Source organism: Streptomyces sp. NPDC058674, assembly GCF_042716505.1.
GTDB lineage: Bacteria > Actinomycetota > Actinomycetes > Streptomycetales > Streptomycetaceae > Streptomyces.
In genome coordinates this window covers 21,232-36,494 of record NZ_JBHXSC010000027.1, presented here as the reverse complement: position 1 = coordinate 36,494, position 15,263 = coordinate 21,232, and the positions used below count along the sequence as shown (strand labels likewise).

At 75.3% G+C, this 15,263-nt stretch carries 17 protein-coding genes and 7 tRNA genes; 10 read left to right on the top strand and 14 right to left on the bottom strand.

Annotation, left to right across the window (positions count from 1 at the left end; translation table 11 throughout):
- Nucleotides 1-5 precede the first annotated feature (5 nt).
- Nucleotides 6-1,250 carry a hypothetical protein gene (locus ACFWU6_RS16530; protein WP_383981643.1) on the bottom strand — a complete coding sequence of 415 codons (1,245 nt, stop codon included), beginning with the start codon at nucleotides 1,248-1,250 and terminating at the stop codon, nucleotides 6-8.
- Nucleotides 1,250-1,852 (bottom strand): DUF4365 domain-containing protein, encoded by a 603-nt coding sequence (locus tag ACFWU6_RS16525; RefSeq protein WP_383804973.1) that lies wholly within the window; start codon nucleotides 1,850-1,852, stop codon nucleotides 1,250-1,252. The genes ACFWU6_RS16530 and ACFWU6_RS16525 overlap by 1 nt, the downstream gene beginning before the upstream one ends.
- Nucleotides 1,853-2,056: 204 nt before the next feature.
- Here ACFWU6_RS16525 and ACFWU6_RS16520 point away from each other — a divergent pair, with 204 nt between their 5' ends.
- Entirely contained in the window at nucleotides 2,057-2,782 is a 726-nt protein-coding gene (locus ACFWU6_RS16520) for a 3'-5' exonuclease (RefSeq protein ID WP_383804971.1), read from the top strand.
- A 72-nt stretch (nucleotides 2,783-2,854) separates the two neighbouring features.
- Here ACFWU6_RS16520 and ACFWU6_RS16515 read toward each other — a convergent pair.
- Together ACFWU6_RS16515 and ACFWU6_RS16510 are read right to left on the bottom strand one after the other, a co-directional pair.
- A tRNA-Val gene (locus ACFWU6_RS16515) sits at nucleotides 2,855-2,926 on the bottom strand.
- A 38-nt stretch (nucleotides 2,927-2,964) separates the two neighbouring features.
- On the bottom strand, nucleotides 2,965-3,453 hold the full coding sequence (locus tag ACFWU6_RS16510) for an SRPBCC family protein (RefSeq protein ID WP_383981641.1): 489 nt from the start codon (nucleotides 3,451-3,453) through the stop codon (nucleotides 2,965-2,967).
- Between the two features lie 120 nt (nucleotides 3,454-3,573).
- Between ACFWU6_RS16510 and ACFWU6_RS16505 the strand changes: the two genes are divergently transcribed.
- Complete coding sequence (locus ACFWU6_RS16505) at nucleotides 3,574-5,925, top strand: SCO7613 C-terminal domain-containing membrane protein (protein WP_383981639.1); 2,352 nt, start codon at nucleotides 3,574-3,576, stop codon at nucleotides 5,923-5,925.
- A gap of 49 nt (nucleotides 5,926-5,974) precedes the next feature.
- Here ACFWU6_RS16505 and ACFWU6_RS16500 read toward each other — a convergent pair.
- Both ACFWU6_RS16500 and ACFWU6_RS16495 read right to left on the bottom strand, forming a co-directional pair.
- Nucleotides 5,975-6,046: transfer RNA gene (locus ACFWU6_RS16500), tRNA-Val, on the bottom strand.
- Between the two features lie 45 nt (nucleotides 6,047-6,091).
- Nucleotides 6,092-6,538, bottom strand: a complete 447-nt coding sequence (locus ACFWU6_RS16495) for a TIGR02611 family protein (protein WP_383981637.1) — start codon at nucleotides 6,536-6,538, stop codon at nucleotides 6,092-6,094.
- A 177-nt stretch (nucleotides 6,539-6,715) separates the two neighbouring features.
- Here ACFWU6_RS16495 and ACFWU6_RS16490 point away from each other — a divergent pair, with 177 nt between their 5' ends.
- A complete protein-coding gene (locus tag ACFWU6_RS16490; protein WP_030011909.1) occupies nucleotides 6,716-7,129 on the top strand; it encodes an SsgA family sporulation/cell division regulator in 414 nt (137 codons plus the stop codon).
- Between the two features lie 210 nt (nucleotides 7,130-7,339).
- Nucleotides 7,340-7,942 carry a CGNR zinc finger domain-containing protein gene (locus ACFWU6_RS16485; RefSeq protein ID WP_383810433.1) on the top strand — a complete coding sequence of 201 codons (603 nt, stop codon included), beginning with the start codon at nucleotides 7,340-7,342 and terminating at the stop codon, nucleotides 7,940-7,942.
- On the opposite strand, the gene ACFWU6_RS16480 is transcribed toward ACFWU6_RS16485, so the two are convergent.
- A complete protein-coding gene (locus ACFWU6_RS16480; protein ID WP_383981635.1) occupies nucleotides 7,901-8,074 on the bottom strand; it encodes a hypothetical protein in 174 nt (57 codons plus the stop codon). The genes ACFWU6_RS16485 and ACFWU6_RS16480 overlap by 42 nt on opposite strands.
- Before the next feature lie 144 nt (nucleotides 8,075-8,218).
- Nucleotides 8,219-8,656, bottom strand: coding sequence for a hypothetical protein (locus ACFWU6_RS16475; RefSeq protein WP_383810431.1), 438 nt, complete (start codon nucleotides 8,654-8,656; stop codon nucleotides 8,219-8,221).
- A 192-nt stretch (nucleotides 8,657-8,848) separates the two neighbouring features.
- Here ACFWU6_RS16475 and ACFWU6_RS16470 point away from each other — a divergent pair, with 192 nt between their 5' ends.
- Nucleotides 8,849-9,340, top strand: a complete 492-nt coding sequence (locus ACFWU6_RS16470; RefSeq protein WP_383981633.1) for a DsbA family protein — start codon at nucleotides 8,849-8,851, stop codon at nucleotides 9,338-9,340.
- A gap of 219 nt (nucleotides 9,341-9,559) precedes the next feature.
- Here the strand turns inward: ACFWU6_RS16470 and ACFWU6_RS16465 are convergent, their stop codons facing one another.
- The 3 genes from ACFWU6_RS16465 to ACFWU6_RS16455 all read right to left on the bottom strand — a co-directional run bounded on the left by ACFWU6_RS16465 (nucleotide 9,560) and on the right by ACFWU6_RS16455 (nucleotide 12,394).
- Complete coding sequence (locus tag ACFWU6_RS16465) at nucleotides 9,560-10,402, bottom strand: GNAT family N-acetyltransferase (RefSeq protein WP_383981631.1); 843 nt, start codon at nucleotides 10,400-10,402, stop codon at nucleotides 9,560-9,562.
- Nucleotides 10,403-10,490: 88 nt separating this feature from the next.
- Nucleotides 10,491-11,312, bottom strand: a complete 822-nt coding sequence (locus tag ACFWU6_RS16460; RefSeq protein ID WP_383810422.1) for an aminotransferase class IV — start codon at nucleotides 11,310-11,312, stop codon at nucleotides 10,491-10,493.
- The gene (locus tag ACFWU6_RS16455; RefSeq protein ID WP_383981629.1) at nucleotides 11,309-12,394 is read right to left on the bottom strand and encodes a chorismate-binding protein; all 1,086 of its coding nucleotides are present in this window, start codon (nucleotides 12,392-12,394) and stop codon (nucleotides 11,309-11,311) included. The genes ACFWU6_RS16460 and ACFWU6_RS16455 overlap by 4 nt, the downstream gene beginning before the upstream one ends.
- Before the next feature lie 169 nt (nucleotides 12,395-12,563).
- On the opposite strand from ACFWU6_RS16455, the gene ACFWU6_RS16450 reads away from it, so the two are divergent.
- The 5 genes from ACFWU6_RS16450 to ACFWU6_RS16430 all read left to right on the top strand — a co-directional run bounded on the left by ACFWU6_RS16450 (nucleotide 12,564) and on the right by ACFWU6_RS16430 (nucleotide 13,041).
- Nucleotides 12,564-12,636, top strand: a tRNA-Gly gene (locus ACFWU6_RS16450).
- A gap of 40 nt (nucleotides 12,637-12,676) precedes the next feature.
- Nucleotides 12,677-12,750: transfer RNA gene (locus ACFWU6_RS16445), tRNA-Cys, on the top strand.
- A gap of 1 nt (nucleotide 12,751) precedes the next feature.
- Nucleotides 12,752-12,823, top strand: a tRNA-Val gene (locus ACFWU6_RS16440).
- A gap of 20 nt (nucleotides 12,824-12,843) precedes the next feature.
- Nucleotides 12,844-12,915, top strand: a tRNA-Val gene (locus ACFWU6_RS16435).
- A 51-nt stretch (nucleotides 12,916-12,966) separates the two neighbouring features.
- A tRNA-Val gene (locus ACFWU6_RS16430) sits at nucleotides 12,967-13,041 on the top strand.
- A 55-nt stretch (nucleotides 13,042-13,096) separates the two neighbouring features.
- On the opposite strand, the gene ACFWU6_RS16425 is transcribed toward ACFWU6_RS16430, so the two are convergent.
- The 3 genes from ACFWU6_RS16425 to ACFWU6_RS16415 all read right to left on the bottom strand — a co-directional run bounded on the left by ACFWU6_RS16425 (nucleotide 13,097) and on the right by ACFWU6_RS16415 (nucleotide 14,937).
- Nucleotides 13,097-13,405, bottom strand: a complete 309-nt coding sequence (locus ACFWU6_RS16425; RefSeq protein WP_383810416.1) for a zf-TFIIB domain-containing protein — start codon at nucleotides 13,403-13,405, stop codon at nucleotides 13,097-13,099.
- Nucleotides 13,406-13,471: 66 nt separating this feature from the next.
- Nucleotides 13,472-14,401, bottom strand: a complete 930-nt coding sequence (locus tag ACFWU6_RS16420; protein ID WP_383981675.1) for a phosphotransferase — start codon at nucleotides 14,399-14,401, stop codon at nucleotides 13,472-13,474.
- Between the two features lie 350 nt (nucleotides 14,402-14,751).
- Nucleotides 14,752-14,937 (bottom strand): hypothetical protein, encoded by a 186-nt coding sequence (locus ACFWU6_RS16415; RefSeq protein ID WP_383810414.1) that lies wholly within the window; start codon nucleotides 14,935-14,937, stop codon nucleotides 14,752-14,754.
- Nucleotides 14,938-15,263 lie beyond the last annotated feature (326 nt).

Genomic DNA, 15,263 nt, shown 5'->3' with positions numbered 1-15,263 from the left:
CGGCGCTACTCGTCCGAGGGCAGGACGTCCGCCGGGTCGAAGGCGTCGTCCAGCGACTTCATCAGCCGGTCCCGCTCGACCTCGTCCAGCGGGACCGGCGCGACCTCGGCCGCGTCCGTCAGCCGCCGGAAGCCGCCCCGCTGCTGGAGCCGCCCGCCGACCCTGATCGGCAGGCCCACCAGGTGCGCGTGGCCCGCCACCCGGTACGCCTCCTCGTCCAGCGCGGCCCGTACGTACGGGACCTCCGCGCCGCCGAGGACCCGCAGCCGGACGGTCCCGCCGCCGCCCGGCGCAGAGCGCCGCATCCGCACCACCGCGCCCGTGATCCTGACCTGCACGGCCGGCTCGTCGCGGGTGTAGCGGGCCGCCGCCTCGCGCAGCACCGGCAGGTCGCCGGGTGAGAACTCCACCGGCTCCGGGCGGGCCGCACAGCCCGCCGGCACCCCCGCCGCGGGCGCCCAGGCCAGGGCGATCCGCGCTCCCTCAGTGCCCCGGACCAAGGCGATCAGCGCGTCGGCGAGCTCCCGGCTGACCCCTGCCTCCACGGCGGCGTCGAAGGCCTCCATGCCTCCGGTGGCCCGCCGGTAGTCCACGGCCTCGCGGGCCGCGTGCAGGGCGTGGTGGAGCCGGGTCGCGATGCCCCGCCCGCCCTCGACCGGGACGTAGGCGGTGAGCCGCCGGCCGCCGGGCGAGGGGCCCACCAGGACCCCTTCCAGGGCCCGTTCGGCCTTCCCCCGGTGCCGGGCGCCGTAATAGCCCGCCCGCGCCCGGTCCGCCAGGGCCCCGGCCAGCAGGAGCTGCCGGGCGGCCGAGCGCAGCTGCTCCTGGACCGTCCACGCGGCCTCGGCCCGGAGCCGGTACGGCCCGGCCGGGATCTCCCGGTCCCAGTGGACCTCGTCGCTCGGCACGCTCAGCCCGTACAGCACCTCCCGCGCGGACGGCACCCCGCTGCGGGAGAGGGCGGTGAGCGCCTCCTCCACCAGGTCGGTGCAGTCCGGGAAGGTGCGGCTCTCGGGGACCAGCAGGCTGGTGGCGGCGCCGGCCGGGTGGCCGGCGGGCGGGGTCCAGCGCCCGTACCGGCCGGCGGCCCCGCCGCGGCGCAGCCAGCCGTGGCGGCGCAGCAGGGCCCCCAGCACCGCGGGATCGACCTGCGCGGCGTCGACCTGGGCGGGGTCGGGCGCGGCGGGGTGTGCGGGGTCCGTGGGCTCCGCGGACGGCAGCGGTTCGAGGTGCGGCGAGTGCCAGTGCATCAAGGTGTCCCTCCCGACCCGACCCGGGTCATGATCTCGCAGAGCGCCCGGTCGTCGAAGATCCGCGTGGTCGGGATCCGCACGGTGGTCCGGCGCCGGCCGGTCACGGGGTGTCCGGCGAGATTGGTCCAGTAGCAGCAGTGCCTCAGGTCGAGCCGGTCGTGCCCGGCGGCGAGCCACTGGTCGCGCTCCCGCGGGACGAGCATCACGACGAGGATCTTGTGGACGGCGACCGGGCTGCGGGCCAGCTTCACCAGGTGCTCGTTGTCGAGGGTGAAGCCGAAGGTGGGCCCGGCCGGCCGGGGCGGTACCTGATACGTCGCCTTGAGCTGCACCTTGATGGTGACCTCGTCGTCGACGACGTGCTGGGGGGCGCCGTGGCTGACGTGCCAGTCGATGCCGTTGTCCGGGAAGGGCTGGGAGAGGGAGCAGCCGGCTGCGGCGGCGACGGCGTGCAGGTAGCCCACCTGGAGGGTCTCCATGCAGGCGGTGGTGGCGAGTGTGCCGCGCAGCGGTCCGGTCCGCGCCCCGCCCGGCGTACCGGTTCGCGGATCGATCCGCCCCGCCAGCACGCCGCCCTGTTCGGGCTGCGCGAGCGCCATGGCCGGCTCCCCTGCCTTGCGGGCTCTGCCGTGGGTGCGGACGGGATGACGACCGGTCATGTGCACGGTCCCCCAGGGTTGTTGTCTCCGCAGACGGGCCGCGGCAAACGGCGTACGGAGCAAACAGCCCGGGTATCACCGCTTCGGGCAAGGCGGCGTGAACCGAGTGCGCCCCATCTGCCGACCGGGGACGAGGAGTTCGCCATGACACGCTGGTACGAGGGCCCGCTGGCCGCATTCGACACCGAGACGACCGGGGTGGACGTCGAGCAGGACCGGATCGTGTCCGCCGCGCTCGTCGTCCAGGAGTGCGCGGGCGGCCGGGTGCGCTCCACCCGGTGGCTCGTCAATCCCGGGGTCCCGGTGCCCGCGGGGGCGACGGAAGTGCACGGGCTCACCGACGACCACCTCCAGCGCAACGGCCGGTGGCCCGCGCCGGTGGTCGAGGAGATAGCGCGGGCGCTCGGGGAGCAGCAGGTGGCGGGCCGGCCGGTGGTGGTGATGAACGCGCCCTTCGATCTGACGCTGCTGGACCGCGAGTTGCGCCGGCACCGGGCGTCCTCGCTCTCGCGGTACCTGGACAACCGGCCGCTGACGGTGCTGGATCCGCGGGTGCTGGACAAGCACCTGGACCGCTACCGCAAGGGCCGGCGGACGCTGACGGACCTGTGTGCGCACTACGGGATAGAGCTGGAGGCGGCGCACGACGCGGCGGCGGACGCGATGGCCTCGCTGGAGCTCGTGCGGGCGGTGGGGCGCCGCTTCGCGGGACGGCTGGAGCGGCTGACCCCGACCGAGCTGCACACGCTCCAGCAGGTGTGGCACGCGGCACAGGCGCGGGGCCTGCAGGCCTGGTTCGCGCGCCAGGGGACGCCCGAGTCGGTGGACCCGCACTGGCCGCTGCGGCCGGACCTGACGGCCGCCGCGTAGGACGGGGCCGCACGGAAGGCCCTCGTACATGCGGAAGGCCGGTCCGTCAGCAGACGGACCGGCCTGTCCCGGTGGGCGATACTGGGATCGAACCAGTGACCCCTTCGGTGTGAACGAAGTGCTCTCCCGCTGAGCTAATCGCCCGGGAACGCACTGAACAATACAGAAGGCCCGGGGCTGGTTCAAACCGCTTCCGGCAGCGCGGCCAGCCGGGCCTGCAGGCCGTGCCGCCCGGCCCGCATCATCAGGGCGTGGTTGAGCCGGAACACCGGCCGCCCCGGGAGCGAGAGCCGGCGCATCAGGGGACGCCGCACCTCGACTTCCTGCTCGTAGAGGGCGCGGGTCCGCGCGCCGCCCGTCCCGCCGCGCCCCCGTACGGTCCACCGCGCCCAGCCGTCGAGGTCTCCGCGCAGTGCCACCTCCAGGACGCCCCGGCCGGGATCGCGCAGCAGCTCGGTGGCGGTGACGTGGAGCGCGTACGGGAGGACCGAGCGGACCAGCGCGGTGCCGGTGCGGTCGTCGACCGCTTCGACCCGGCGCACCTGGGGCCACCAGAGCGGGTATTCGCCGGGCTGTGCCAGCACGGCGAAGACGCGGGCGGGCGGGGCGTCGAGGTCCCACACGCTGCGGAAGCGGTAGCGGCTCATACGGTCCCAGCTGTTCAGGCGCATGGAGGCAGTCTGGCCCGCGCCGGGGGTCCGCATGCCCGGTTTCCCCAACCCGGCTACTCAGGCGGCCCTGAGTACCCGCGCCCATGTCCTCGGAGCGCGGCCGACGGCACACTCCGGACCATGAACATGCCTCTGCCGCCGGCCGAAGAGCTGGCGCGCATCGACCACGAGCTGGTCCAACTCGACGCCCGGCGCGCGTACTTGCTGGGCCGCCGGGACTGGCTGCTGCGCCTGCTGTACGCGCCGGCGCCGCCCGGGGCCCCCGCCCCGGGCCCTGCTTCCGGCCGCGTACCGGCCCCGGCGGCCGCCGGGGAGGCGCAGGCGCCGAGTGCCCAGACGGTGCTGCTGACCCTGGGCGCGGTGCTGCTGGCGGTGGCCGCGCTGGCCTTCACGCTGGTCAGCTGGGGCTCGTTGGGGATCGCGGGGCGTTCGGCGGTGCTGGCCGCGGTGACGGCGGCGGCGCTGGCCGCGCCCGCGCTGCTGCTGCGCCGCGGGCTGCGCTCGACGGCGGAGTCCGTGGCGGCGGTCGCGCTGCTGCTGACCATGCTGGACGCCTACGCGCTGTACGCGGTCGCCCTGCCGGACACCGACGGGACGGCGTACGCGGCGGGGGCGGCCGCGGTGGCGGCGGCGGTGTGGGCCGGCTACGGGCGGGTGCTGCCGGGGCTGCGGCTCCCGCTGCCCGCGGCGGTGGCCGCGGCGCAGCTGCCGCTTCCGCTGGCGGCGCTGGCCGGGCAGGGGGGTGCGGTGGGGGTCGGCTGGGCGCTGCTGGCGACGGCGGCCCTCGACGCGGCCCTGGCGCTGCGGGTCCGCCGGTCGGCCGTCCTGGGCGTGGTACTGGCCTCGGCGCTCGGCGCGGGGGCGCTGCTGCTGGGAGCGGCCGCCTCCTGGTCGGCGGCGTCGACGGCGCAGGCCTGGAGCCCGGCGGCGCTGCTGCTGGCCGCCGCGGCGCTGGGCACGGCGGCGGCCTGGCGGGAGCCGCGCGCCGCGGCGGCCGCGGCGGCGGGCGGTCTGGCCTGGGTGGTGGCGCTCGGCGGTGTGGCGCGGCCGGGACTCGAGCCCGGCTGGGCGGTGGCGGCGCACCTGGCGGCGGCGCTGCCGCTGGTGGCGCCGGTGGGCGTCGGCGCGCTGCCGGCGGCGGTGCGGCGCGGGCTGGCCGCGGCCGGCGCGGGGACGGCGGCCCTGGCGGCGCTGTGGGCCTGGTCGGTGGCCCTTCCGGCGCCGGCGGCCCGCGCCGGGGTGCTGGACGAGGTGTGGGCGGCGACCGCTCCCGGCGGGAGCCCGTTCGCGCAGGGGGCCGCGGCCGCGGTGGTGCTGCCGGTGGCGGCGGGGGCGGCCTGGTGGCTGTCCCGGCGGCTGTCGCGCCCGGAGCCGGCGGTGGTGGCGGTCGTGGCGGCCTGGTCGGGGCTGTTCACGGCGCCGGTGCTGCTCGGGTTCCCGGCGGCGGTGGTGTTCGCGGTGCAGGTGGCGGGGGTTGCCGCCGCCGGTTTGCTGGCGCTGCGGTCCGCGGCGCGGGGCGTCGCGGTCGCGGCGGGCGCGTGCGCGCTGGGCGGGGCCCTGAACGTGTCCCTGGGCGCGCTGGACGGCCGCGCGGCCACCTTCGCGGTGTGGGGCCTGCTGGGCGCGGGCTGCGCGCTGGGAGCGGCGTACGGGACCGCTCCGCGGTGGGCCCGATCGGCGGCAGCGGCGGGCGCGGCCGGATACGCCGCCGGCCTGCTGGGGGCGGCATCGGCGCTGACCGACCTGGCGGTGGCCTGGTGGGGGCTGCCGCTGCTGGCGGTGCCCGCGGCGGTGGCCGCGCTGGGGTCCCGGCTCGGTCCGGTACGGCTGTCGGCGGAGATCGCGGCGGGGGCGGTCGGGGTGGTGGCGGTCGCCCTGTCGGCCCTGCGCCCCGGGACGCTGGCGCTGACCCTGTCGCTGGCCGGGGTGGTGTGCGCGGGCGCCGCGGTGCGGCCGGAGCGCCGCGCCCTGGGCTGGGCGGCCGGGGTGCTGCTGGTGGCGGCGTCCTGGGTCCGGCTGGCCTCGGAGGAGGTCACCGCGCCGGAGGCCTACGCCCTGCCGGTGACGGTGTCCGCCCTCGCGGTGGGCTACCTGCGGCGCCGCAGGGACCCCCGGGCCTCGTCCTGGACGGCGTACGGACCGGGACTGGGGGCGATGCTGCTGCCGAGCCTGCTGGCGGCCTGGGCGGACGCCGGCTGGCAGCGCCCGCTGCTGCTGGGCCTGGCGGCGCTGGCGCTGACCCTGGCGGGCGCCCGGCGCGGCCTCCAGGCCCCGCTGCTGCTCGGCGGTGCCGTCCTGGCGGCCGTGGCACTGCACGAGCTGTTCCCGTACGTGGTCCAGGTCGCGGGGGTCTTGCCGCGCTGGCTCCCGCCGGCGCTGGCGGGGCTGCTGCTCCTGGCGGTGGGGGCGACGTACGAGAGGCGGCTGGCGGACGCCCGGCGGATGCGGGAGGCCCTGGGCCGGTACCGCTGAACGCCAGAGGCCCGGAGACTGTGAACAGTCTCCGGGCCTCTGGTCCGGGTGGGCGATACTGGGTTCGAACCAGTGACCCCTTCGGTGTGAACGAAGTGCTCTCCCACTGAGCTAATCGCCCGGACGCACCGCAAACATTACCGCATGTCAGCGGTGCTCCCCGCCATCACTGGTCCTTGATGTCCCACGGCAGGACGAGCCCGTACTTCCACAGGTAGAAGCCGATCAGGGCGCCCGCGACGGCGAGGCCCGTGCCGGTCAGGACGAGGTTGCGGCGGCGCACCCTCGGGTCGAGCGCCTTCTGGGCCGCCTCGGTCACCTTGCGCTTGGTCCAGCGCAGGACGAGGTGGGCCCAGGCGAACTCGGTGGCCCAGATCGCCAGGCCCGCGAAGATGGCCACCCAGCCAGGACCGGGCAGGACGAGCATGGCGACGCCCGCGCCGATGACGGCGAGGCCGACGACGAAGACGCCGACCTGCCAGCTCAGGTGCAGGGTCCTGCGGGCCTTCACGAAATCGGGCGCCTTGGAGACGTGCGGCGCTTCCTCGGCGGCTCCCGTCGCCGGATCACGTGCTGCGGACTCGTCGGTGCCGTGGTCACTCCCCGTATTCATAAGGTCGAATCTACCCGAGCCGGATGCACACGCGAATGCGGGTTTGGATCCGCCGTACGAGGGACCCAGAGGTCCGCAAAACGGTCAGAGGGGTTTACAACGGCACCGTAGGTGGCATGTCGATTTCGCCGACGTGCGAATCCCCGAGCGCACACTGAGCGAAAGGCCCTGGCGCTTATGAACACCACGGTCAGCTGCGAGCTGCACCTGCGCCTCGTTGTGTCGAGCGAGTCCTCACTGCCTGTTCCCGCGGGCCTGCGGTATGACACGGCCGATCCCTACGCCGTGCACGCCACCTTCCACACCGGCGCCGAGGAGACGGTCGAATGGGTATTCGCCCGCGACCTCCTCGCGGAGGGCCTCCACCGGCCCACCGGTACCGGCGACGTCCGCGTCTGGCCGTCCCGCAGCCACGGTCAGGGCGTCGTCTGCATCGCCCTGAGCTCTCCGGAGGGAGAAGCACTGCTCGAAGCACCCGCCCGAGCACTCGAGTCGTTCCTCAAGCGGACGGACGCCGCGGTCCCGCCCGGGACCGAACACCGGCACTTCGACCTCGACAAGGAGCTCTCCCACATCCTGGCCGAAAGCTGAGCCAGCCCTACCACCGCTCGACACCGTCCGACTCGGGGCGACGGTGCGGGGCGGACAACCACATACGTGCGTGCCGGCGCTGTCCTTGCGGGAGCCATCCGCGGGGACGGCGCCGGTGCGCGTGGGGGCGGCCCCGCGAGGGGACCCGCTAGAGTCGGCCACCTGCCGCGGCGGCCCGTCGCCGCAGGCCCCGGCCCCCGAGGGAGACCCGTGCAGATCCCCCACGACACCCGTCGCGCGCTCGACGTCGTCGTCGCGCTGGTGAACACCGCGGCCGAGGCCGACCAGCCCGACGGGCTCGCGGACATCGGGGCGCTGCGCGGTTTCGTGCGGGAGTACGCGATCAGCGACGTCGGTGAGCTCGGCGCCCGCGACCTGTCGGGCGTCCGGGCGGTGCGCGGCAAGTTCGCCCAGGTCTTCGCGGCACCGAACTCCCGTGCGGCCTCCGTACTGATCAACGAGCTGGTGGCGACGGCGGGCACCACTCCGCAGCTCACCGACCACGACGGCTACGACTGGCACGTGCACTACTTCGCCCCCGGCGCCTCGGTGGGCGACCACCTGGCGGCCGACGGCGGGATGGCCCTGGCCTTCATCGTGGTCTCCGGTGAGCAGGAGCGGCTGCGCCGCTGCGAGGCACCCGACTGCCGGCGTGCGTTCGTAGACCTCTCCCGGAACCGCTCGCGGCGTTACTGCGACAGCCGGACCTGCGGGAACCGGTTGCACGTGGCGGCGTACCGGGCCCGGCGCAAGGAGGCCGACGCCGGGGCGTCAGAGCACGAACAGGTCGTGGACGGCGGCGAGCAGCAGTAGGGTCCCGATCACTCCCAGGAAGATCATCAGAGGTGGCTGGGAGAGGGCGAAGAGGCAGCCTCGCGGCTCCTCGGCAACGGGCGCGGGGGCCTGGGCGGAAACCGACGGCTCACTGTGCGGTGTGTCGAGCATCTCCGGCCGATGATGGCGCAGCGGACCGCCGCCCACCGGTCAACACGCCAATTCCCCAGCGGTAGTTCGCCCGATCTCGTGGACTCGGCCCGATCCCGCTCCCCTGGGGTCGGCTGCCGTGCTTGTCAGACGCCGTGCTGGTCGTCAGATGCCGTGCTTCTTGAGGATCGCCTCGATGTCGGAGAAGTCGTCACCCGCGGCGGCCGGCTGCTGCCGCCCTGCCGCCCGGGGCGGGGCGGCGGCCGCGGGCGCCGAGGCGCCCGGGGCGACGGCCTCCCGGACCGGGCCGCCCTTGACCGGCTTCGCCGGCTTGCCGCCCTTCGCGAGGCTGCGGCGCTCGACGGCACGGGTGGTGGCGAAGAGCAGCCAGGCCAGGCCGAGCACGCCGAAGCCGGCCCAGACGCTCGGCTCGAAGACGACCTCGGTCGCCCACTGCACCACGCCGGTCAGCACCAGCCCGACCGGGACGAGCGCGTACGCGGTGATCCGCGCGGCCGCCAGGAAGCGCTTGCGGTAGGCCGTGAGCGCGGCGATGCCCAGGCCCGCCGCGGACACCGCGGAACATATGGTCTCGGCAAGCATGGGGCCCTCCGGCTGTCGGTGACGGGCGATCCGTACCCGTCCATCCTGCACCGGGCGAACCCGCACGGGCCAGGCCGGCGGCCGCCCGCGGGCGGATCTCCGGGAGAACTCCGGGTCGGGCCTCCTCCCCGGGTACCGGTCGGCGGGGGCGGGCGGGGGCCGGGGCGGGGCGCGGGCTGGGAGACTGTCCGCATGACCGATTCCGTGATCCTCGACGTCTGGTGCGAACTGCAGTGCCCGGACTGCCACGCCGCCCTGGACGACGTACGCGCCCTGCGGGCCCGCTACGGCGACCGGCTGGACATCCGACTGCGCCACTTCCCCCTGGAGAAGCACAAGCACTCCTTCGCCGCGGCCCAGGCCGCCGAGGAGGCCGTGGAGCAGGGTCAGGGCTGGCCGTACGCCGAGGCCGTCCTGGCGCGCGCCGCGGAGCTGGGACGGGAGGGCGAGCCGGTGCTGCTGGACGTCGCCCGTGAACTGGGCCTCGACGTCGACGAGTTCGACACCGCCCTGATCGACGGACGGCACATCCTGATCGTCGACGCCGACCAGGCCGAGGGCAAGGCGATCGGCGTGACCGGCACCCCGACGTACGTGATCGGCGGCGAGCGCCTCGACGGCGGCAAGAGCCAGGACGGCCTGCGCGCCCGCATCGAGGAGATCGCGGACCGGCTGCTGGCCTGAGGGCCGTCCCCGGGACCCCGGGCGGGCGCGCGCCGCGCGGCACTCCGGTGCCGTGACCGGAAGGGTCCGCCGGGTCGCTGCCCCCGGCACGCCCTCCCGGCCTTGGCCGTCTCTTTCGGATCGTGCCGGGCCCGCGGCGTCCGGCACCGCACCCGGCCACGTTGCCGGGCACGGCACCGGACGCCGCGGGCTCGGCCGCCACGATCCGGAAGAGACGGCCTAGACGAGCGCCTTGATCGCGTTCACGGCCGTGTCCCGGTAGCCCAGCGACTCGTAGAGCCGGCGGGCCGGGGTGTTGCCCTCGGCCACGTGCAGACCCAGGTGGCGGGCGCCCGCGGCCAGGGCGGTGTGCTCGGCGAGCAGCATGAGGGTCCGGCCGTGGCCCCTGCGCCGGTGCTCGGCCGCGACGTCGACGTCCCACACGTACGGGACGGCGCCGAGGCCGGGCAGCGTGCGGTCCCCCGTCCACAGGGTGCCGAGGACCGCGCCCTGCGGCGTCTCCAGCACGAGGAAGGACGAGCCGGGCGTCCGGGACCCCTGCGGCAGCAGCCGGGCGTGCTCCGCGCGGGAGGCGGCCAGGCCCTCCTCGGCGGTGCTGCCCGGGGCGACAAGGCGCCGGGAGTACTCCACGACGGCCCGCTCCCGCCAGGCGTCGAACTCGGCCGGCGTCATGGGCCGGCCCCGGCTGTCCGCCGGGAGGGCGGGCGGCGCGGGCGGCAGCTCCTTGACCATGACCCGGCCGGTCTCGCGGTAGCCCAGGGCGTCCGCCAGCCGCAGGGCGCGAGCCGCGTCGGCCGGTACCGACACGGCGACGCTGCCGCAGCGCCAGCCGCGGAGCACCTCCTCCGCCGCGAGCGCGGCGACCGTGCCGCGGCCGCGCCCCCGGTCCGGTTCGTCGATCCACAGGTCCCGGATCACTCCGACTCCCGGCTGGGAGGCGGACCGGGTGGCCAGTTCGAGGGTTCCGACGCGGCGGCTGTTGACCCGGACCTCGTAGGTCCGCGAGCGGGTGCCGTCGCTGTTCTGCTGGAGCGGCCGTGTCGGCCGCAGGGTGGTGGTCATCCCCCGTGTTCTACCCGCCCCGCGGCCCCGGCGACAGGGCCCGGCCCGGTCCGGGTCCTGGTCCGGACCACCGGTCCCGGAACAGCGCTCAGGGGTCGAGGTCGTCGGCCGCGCGGGCCGCGAAGACGCGCATCGCCTCGGCGGTGACCGGGCCGGGGGCGGACCCGATGCGGCGGTCGTCTACGCGCAGCACGGCCTGGACGTCGCGGAGCGAAGAGGTCAGGAAGACCTCCTCGGCCTGCTCCAGCGCCTCGAGGGGAAGATCGGTCTCCTTCGCCCCGGCCCACTCGACGACGAGCGCGCGGGTGATGCCGGCCAGGCAGCCGGAGGCCAGGGGCGGGGTGTGCAGTTCCCCGTCGAGGACGACGAAGACGTTGGAGCCGGTGCCCTCGCAGAGCCGGCCGACGGTGTTGGCGAGGAGCGCCTCGGAGGCTCCCGCGCGGTGGGCCGCGGCGAGCGCGACGACGTTCTCGGCGTACGAGGTGGTCTTCAGGCCGGCCACCCCGGAGCGCTCGTTGCGGACCCAGGGCACGGTGACGACGTCCGTGGTGTCCGCGCGCCGCTCGGACGGGGCGGTGGCCGCGATCAGGGTGGGGGCGGCGTCGCCGCGGTCGGAGCCGAGCGGGGAGACGCCCCCGGTGTAGGTGACGCGGAGCCGCCCGAACGGCATCGGGTTGGCCTCCAGGACGGCGGCGCAGGCCCGGCGCACCTCGTCGTGGTCGGGGTCCGGCAGACCGAGGCCGCGCGCCGAGCGGGTCAGCCGCTCCAGGTGGCGGGTGAGCGCGAAGGCCTTGCCGTGCTCGGCCTTCAGAGTCTCGAAGACTCCGTCTCCCACGGTCAGCCCGTGGTCGAACACGGACACCTTCGCGCCGTCCGCGTCCCGCAGCGCTCCGTCGAGCCAGATCTTCACCGTACGGTTCCTCCGCTCATGCCGTTCGTCCCACGGGCACCGGTCGCCCCGTGGGTGCCTGACGCTACCCGCAGCAGCCGGGCGGCCTTCAGTTCGGTCTCGGCCCACTCCCGGTCGGGGTCGGAGCCCCAGGTGATGCCGGCCCCGGTGCCGAAGCACAGCCGGGGCCCGCCGGGGCACGTGCGGTCGATCCAGAAGGTACGGATGCCGACGGCGAGTTCGGCGGCGCCCCGGTCCGCGTCGACCCAGCCGACGCCTCCGCAGTAGGGGCCGCGCGGGGCGGTCTCCAGGGCTTCGATGATGCGCAGGGCGGAGGACTTGGGCGCGCCGGTGACGGAGCCCGGCGGGAAGGTGGCGGCGAGCAGTTCGGGCCAGCCGGCCCCGGCGGCGAGCTCGCCGCTGACGGTGGAGACGAGGTGGACCAGGCCCGGGTGCTCCTCGACGGCGCACAGCTCGGGGACGGTGACGGAACCGGTGGCGCAGACCCGGCCGAGATCGTTGCGCACCAGGTCCACGATCATCACGTTCTCGGCGTGGTCCTTGGGCAGGAGGTCGGCGACGGTGCGGCCGGTGCCCTTGATGGGGCCGGACTCCACGCGGCGGCCGGTCCGGCGCAGGAAGAGCTCCGGTGAGGCGGTGGCGATCTCGACGCCGTGCGCGGGGAGCCTGATCGTTCCCGCGTAGGGGGCGGGGTTCCCGCGCGCGAGGAGGGCCGTCAGGGCGTCGACGTCGGCTCCGGCGGGGTCGGGCAGCGGCGCGGACATCACCCGGCAGAGATTGGCCTGGTAGACCTCGCCGGCGGCGATGTGCTCGCGGATGCGGCGGACACCGAGGACGTACTCGGCCCGGTCGAGCGAGGAGGCCCAGGCGTCGGTGTCGGGGCCCCGCCAGGCGCCGGGTATCGGCGCGGGGACGGGGTCCGGGCGTATGTCCCCGAAGCGGGCGCAGACGAGCCGCCCTTCGAAGTCCGCCGAGACCGCCCAGAACCCGGTGGAGTCCAGGGCGGCGGGATCACTGGTGACATCGCGGAGGTCGGTCGCGAGGAGGCCGCCGAAGCGGGCGAGGGGAGGCAGGTCGTGCACGGCTGCGAGTCTATGACCGGTGACGCGCCGGCGCCGGTGCGGTGACCGGCGGTGATCGAGCGGCAGCACGCTGCGGAAACGCGTTTTTGAGCTGGCCCGGGAATCCGCTAGAGTTCAACTCGTCGCCAGGGAGCGAAGGGGCAGAGCCCCGGAGTGAACACGGTGACCTGCGGACGTAGCTCAGTTGGTAGAGCACCACCTTGCCAAGGTGGATGTCGCGAGTTCGAGTCTCGTCGTCCGCTCGAAGTGGGGGATCTTCCCGAGAACCCTTGCTGGCTCCATGGTGGAGTGGCCGAGAGGCGAGGCAACGGCCTGCAAAGCCGTCTACACGGGTTCAAATCCCGTCTCCACCTCCACGGACGATTAGCTCAGCGGGAGAGCGCTTCCCTGACACGGAAGAGGTCACTGGTTCAATCCCAGTATCGTCCACTGGTCCGCAAGGATCACCCGCGCGATTAGCTCAGCGGGAGAGCGCTTCCCTGACACGGAAGAGGTCACTGGTTCAATCCCAGTATCGCGCACGCAGCACCCCGTACCACCTGCTTGACCTGCGGCGTTCATGCCGTGGACTCGCGCGATTAGCTCAGCGGGAGAGCGCTTCCCTGACACGGAAGAGGTCACTGGTTCAATCCCAGTATCGCGCACCACCCCGGAAGCCCCGGCCGTCTCCACGGCCGGGGCTTCCGCGTGCTCGGCTCCGGATCAGGAGGAGAAGAGCATCCGGCCGAAGCCGCCCTTGTGGCGGCCCTGGTGCCCGTGGTGTCCGTGGCCGCCGTGCTGGGGGGCGCCCCAGGCGGGGGCGGGGGCCGCGTGCTGGCCGGGGTAGGGGGCCGGCGGCGCGGCGGGCGGCGGGACCTGGCCGTACTGGGCGGTGTACTGGGACTCCAGGCGGGTCAGGGCCTCCAGCTCCCCGTAGTCGAGGAAGATGCCGCGGCAGCCGCTGCACTGCTCTATCTGGACGCCGTTGCGGTTGTACGTGTGCATGATCGCGTGACACTTCGGACACTGCATGAACGGATCAACTCCTTGCCGTCGGACTCCGCCACCGGATGCATGCCCGGTGGCGGGGAGCCCACCCTACGACGGGGGCCCGGACTCCACGTCGGCGGCCGGGACCGCCGCGATGCGGGCGCAGGCGTCCACCATCAGCCGCTCGACCTCGTCGGGCCGGCGGCCGCCCTGCGCCGCCTTCGCCAGGGACTGGGCCCCTGCCTGTACGGTCAGCGCGCGGGCGGCCAGGTCCAGTTCGGGCCAGGGGTCGGAGCCGGGCGGGCCGGCCGCCGGGCCGCCGGCCGCCCGGTAGGCGTCCAGGAACCGCAGCCAGGCACCGGGGTCCAGCACCCCGGCCGCGTACCAGGCGGCCGGGCGGGCGAGGTCCCAGGACGGGGCGCCGGCCCCGAGGTCGTCCACGTCGATCAGCAGCCAGGTTCCGTCCGACGCGGGACTGCGGACCATCTGCCCCAGGTGCAGGTCCCCGTGGCAGAGCGCCCCGCCGCTCGGGGCCGGCGCTTCCGCGCGGGCCCAGGCGGGCAGGGTCCGGGCGGCGGCCCGTACGGCGGCCGTGTCCGCGGGGTCGGTGCCCCCGGCCCGCTCCGCACGGGCCAGGCGGTGGAGGGCGCGGGCGAGCTTGACCGGGCCGCGCATCGGGGGGACCGGGCCGGGGAGGGCGTCGAGCAGGGTCCGGTGGAGGGCGGCCAAGAGGCGGCCGGCCTCCTCCCAGGGAGCGTCCTCGGGGCGCTCCGGGTCCACGGGGGCGCCGTACGGCCACAGGGTGGCGGGCCGCCCCAGGACGGATCCGCTCCGCAGCGGTGGCAGCAGCACCCCGGCCAGCGCCGGGTGTCCCGCGACCCGTAGCCGCAGCGCCAGGGCCTCCCGGTCGGTGTCCCCGGAGTGGGCCTTGGCGACGGTGTCCCCGCAGCGGACGACGGTCCCGTCGGCGCGGTCGGCGAGCAGCCCGTACGCCTGCGGCTGCCCGCCCGAGGCCCATCCGGCGAGCGCGGCGGGCAGGACCGCGGAAGCGGGCGCGGGGCTCGCGGGCCGGGCCTGCCGGGCGGCCGGTACGGGCGCGCGGGGTGTGCTGCGGTCGGCTGCGCGGGCCACGGCCCCTCCCTCCGGTGTGCGTCGGGGGCGCGGGCCGGTCGGGCTCCCCCTCTTCCAGGAGGAGGGTACGTGTGCCGCACGGCGCGGGAGCCGGGGGCCCGGGGCGGGTGGGCATGAGAAAGGGTGCCGCCCGTCCGACTCCCCAGTCGTACGGGCGGCACCCTTCACCTGCCGTCCGTTCGCCTCTCCCCCGTCCCCACGGGGTTCGGCCGGATGATGTCCCGGTCCGGGCCGCTCTCCCGGACCCGGGGCGCCGCTCAGCGCCCCAGCATCACGCCCACGGACGACGCCTGCGCCGCCACCTGCTCGAACCCCCCGAAGAGGAAGAGCAGGACGGCGGCCAGGGGGAGGACCATGGCCGCGGCCACCAGCGGGTGGCGCGTACCGGACTCGTGGCCGTTGAACGCGAATGCCTTGCGTCCTTGCCGTGCGGTGTCCGCCATGGTCCTCTCCCTGTCGTTTGGCAGCGGCGGGCTTGTGACCTCGGGGGACGAGTGCTCCACCCGCCGCTTGCCTCAACCCTAGGCGCGCGGGGGGCCGTCGGCCTCATGCCCTCGTACCCATTGGCGGGCCTCCGGGAGGATGACGGGGTCCCTCCCGTGTACTCCCCTGGGTGGAGACCGCTCGCCCCGCGTCGGGGTCTTCCCGGAGGGGATGACCGGAGGGTAGTGACTTCTCTCACTTCCGTCACTCCCTGTTCATACGTGTCCCTCCGCCGGGCGCAGGCAAGATCCACTCGACTGTACGCACGGCGCGGGCCCGCCGAATC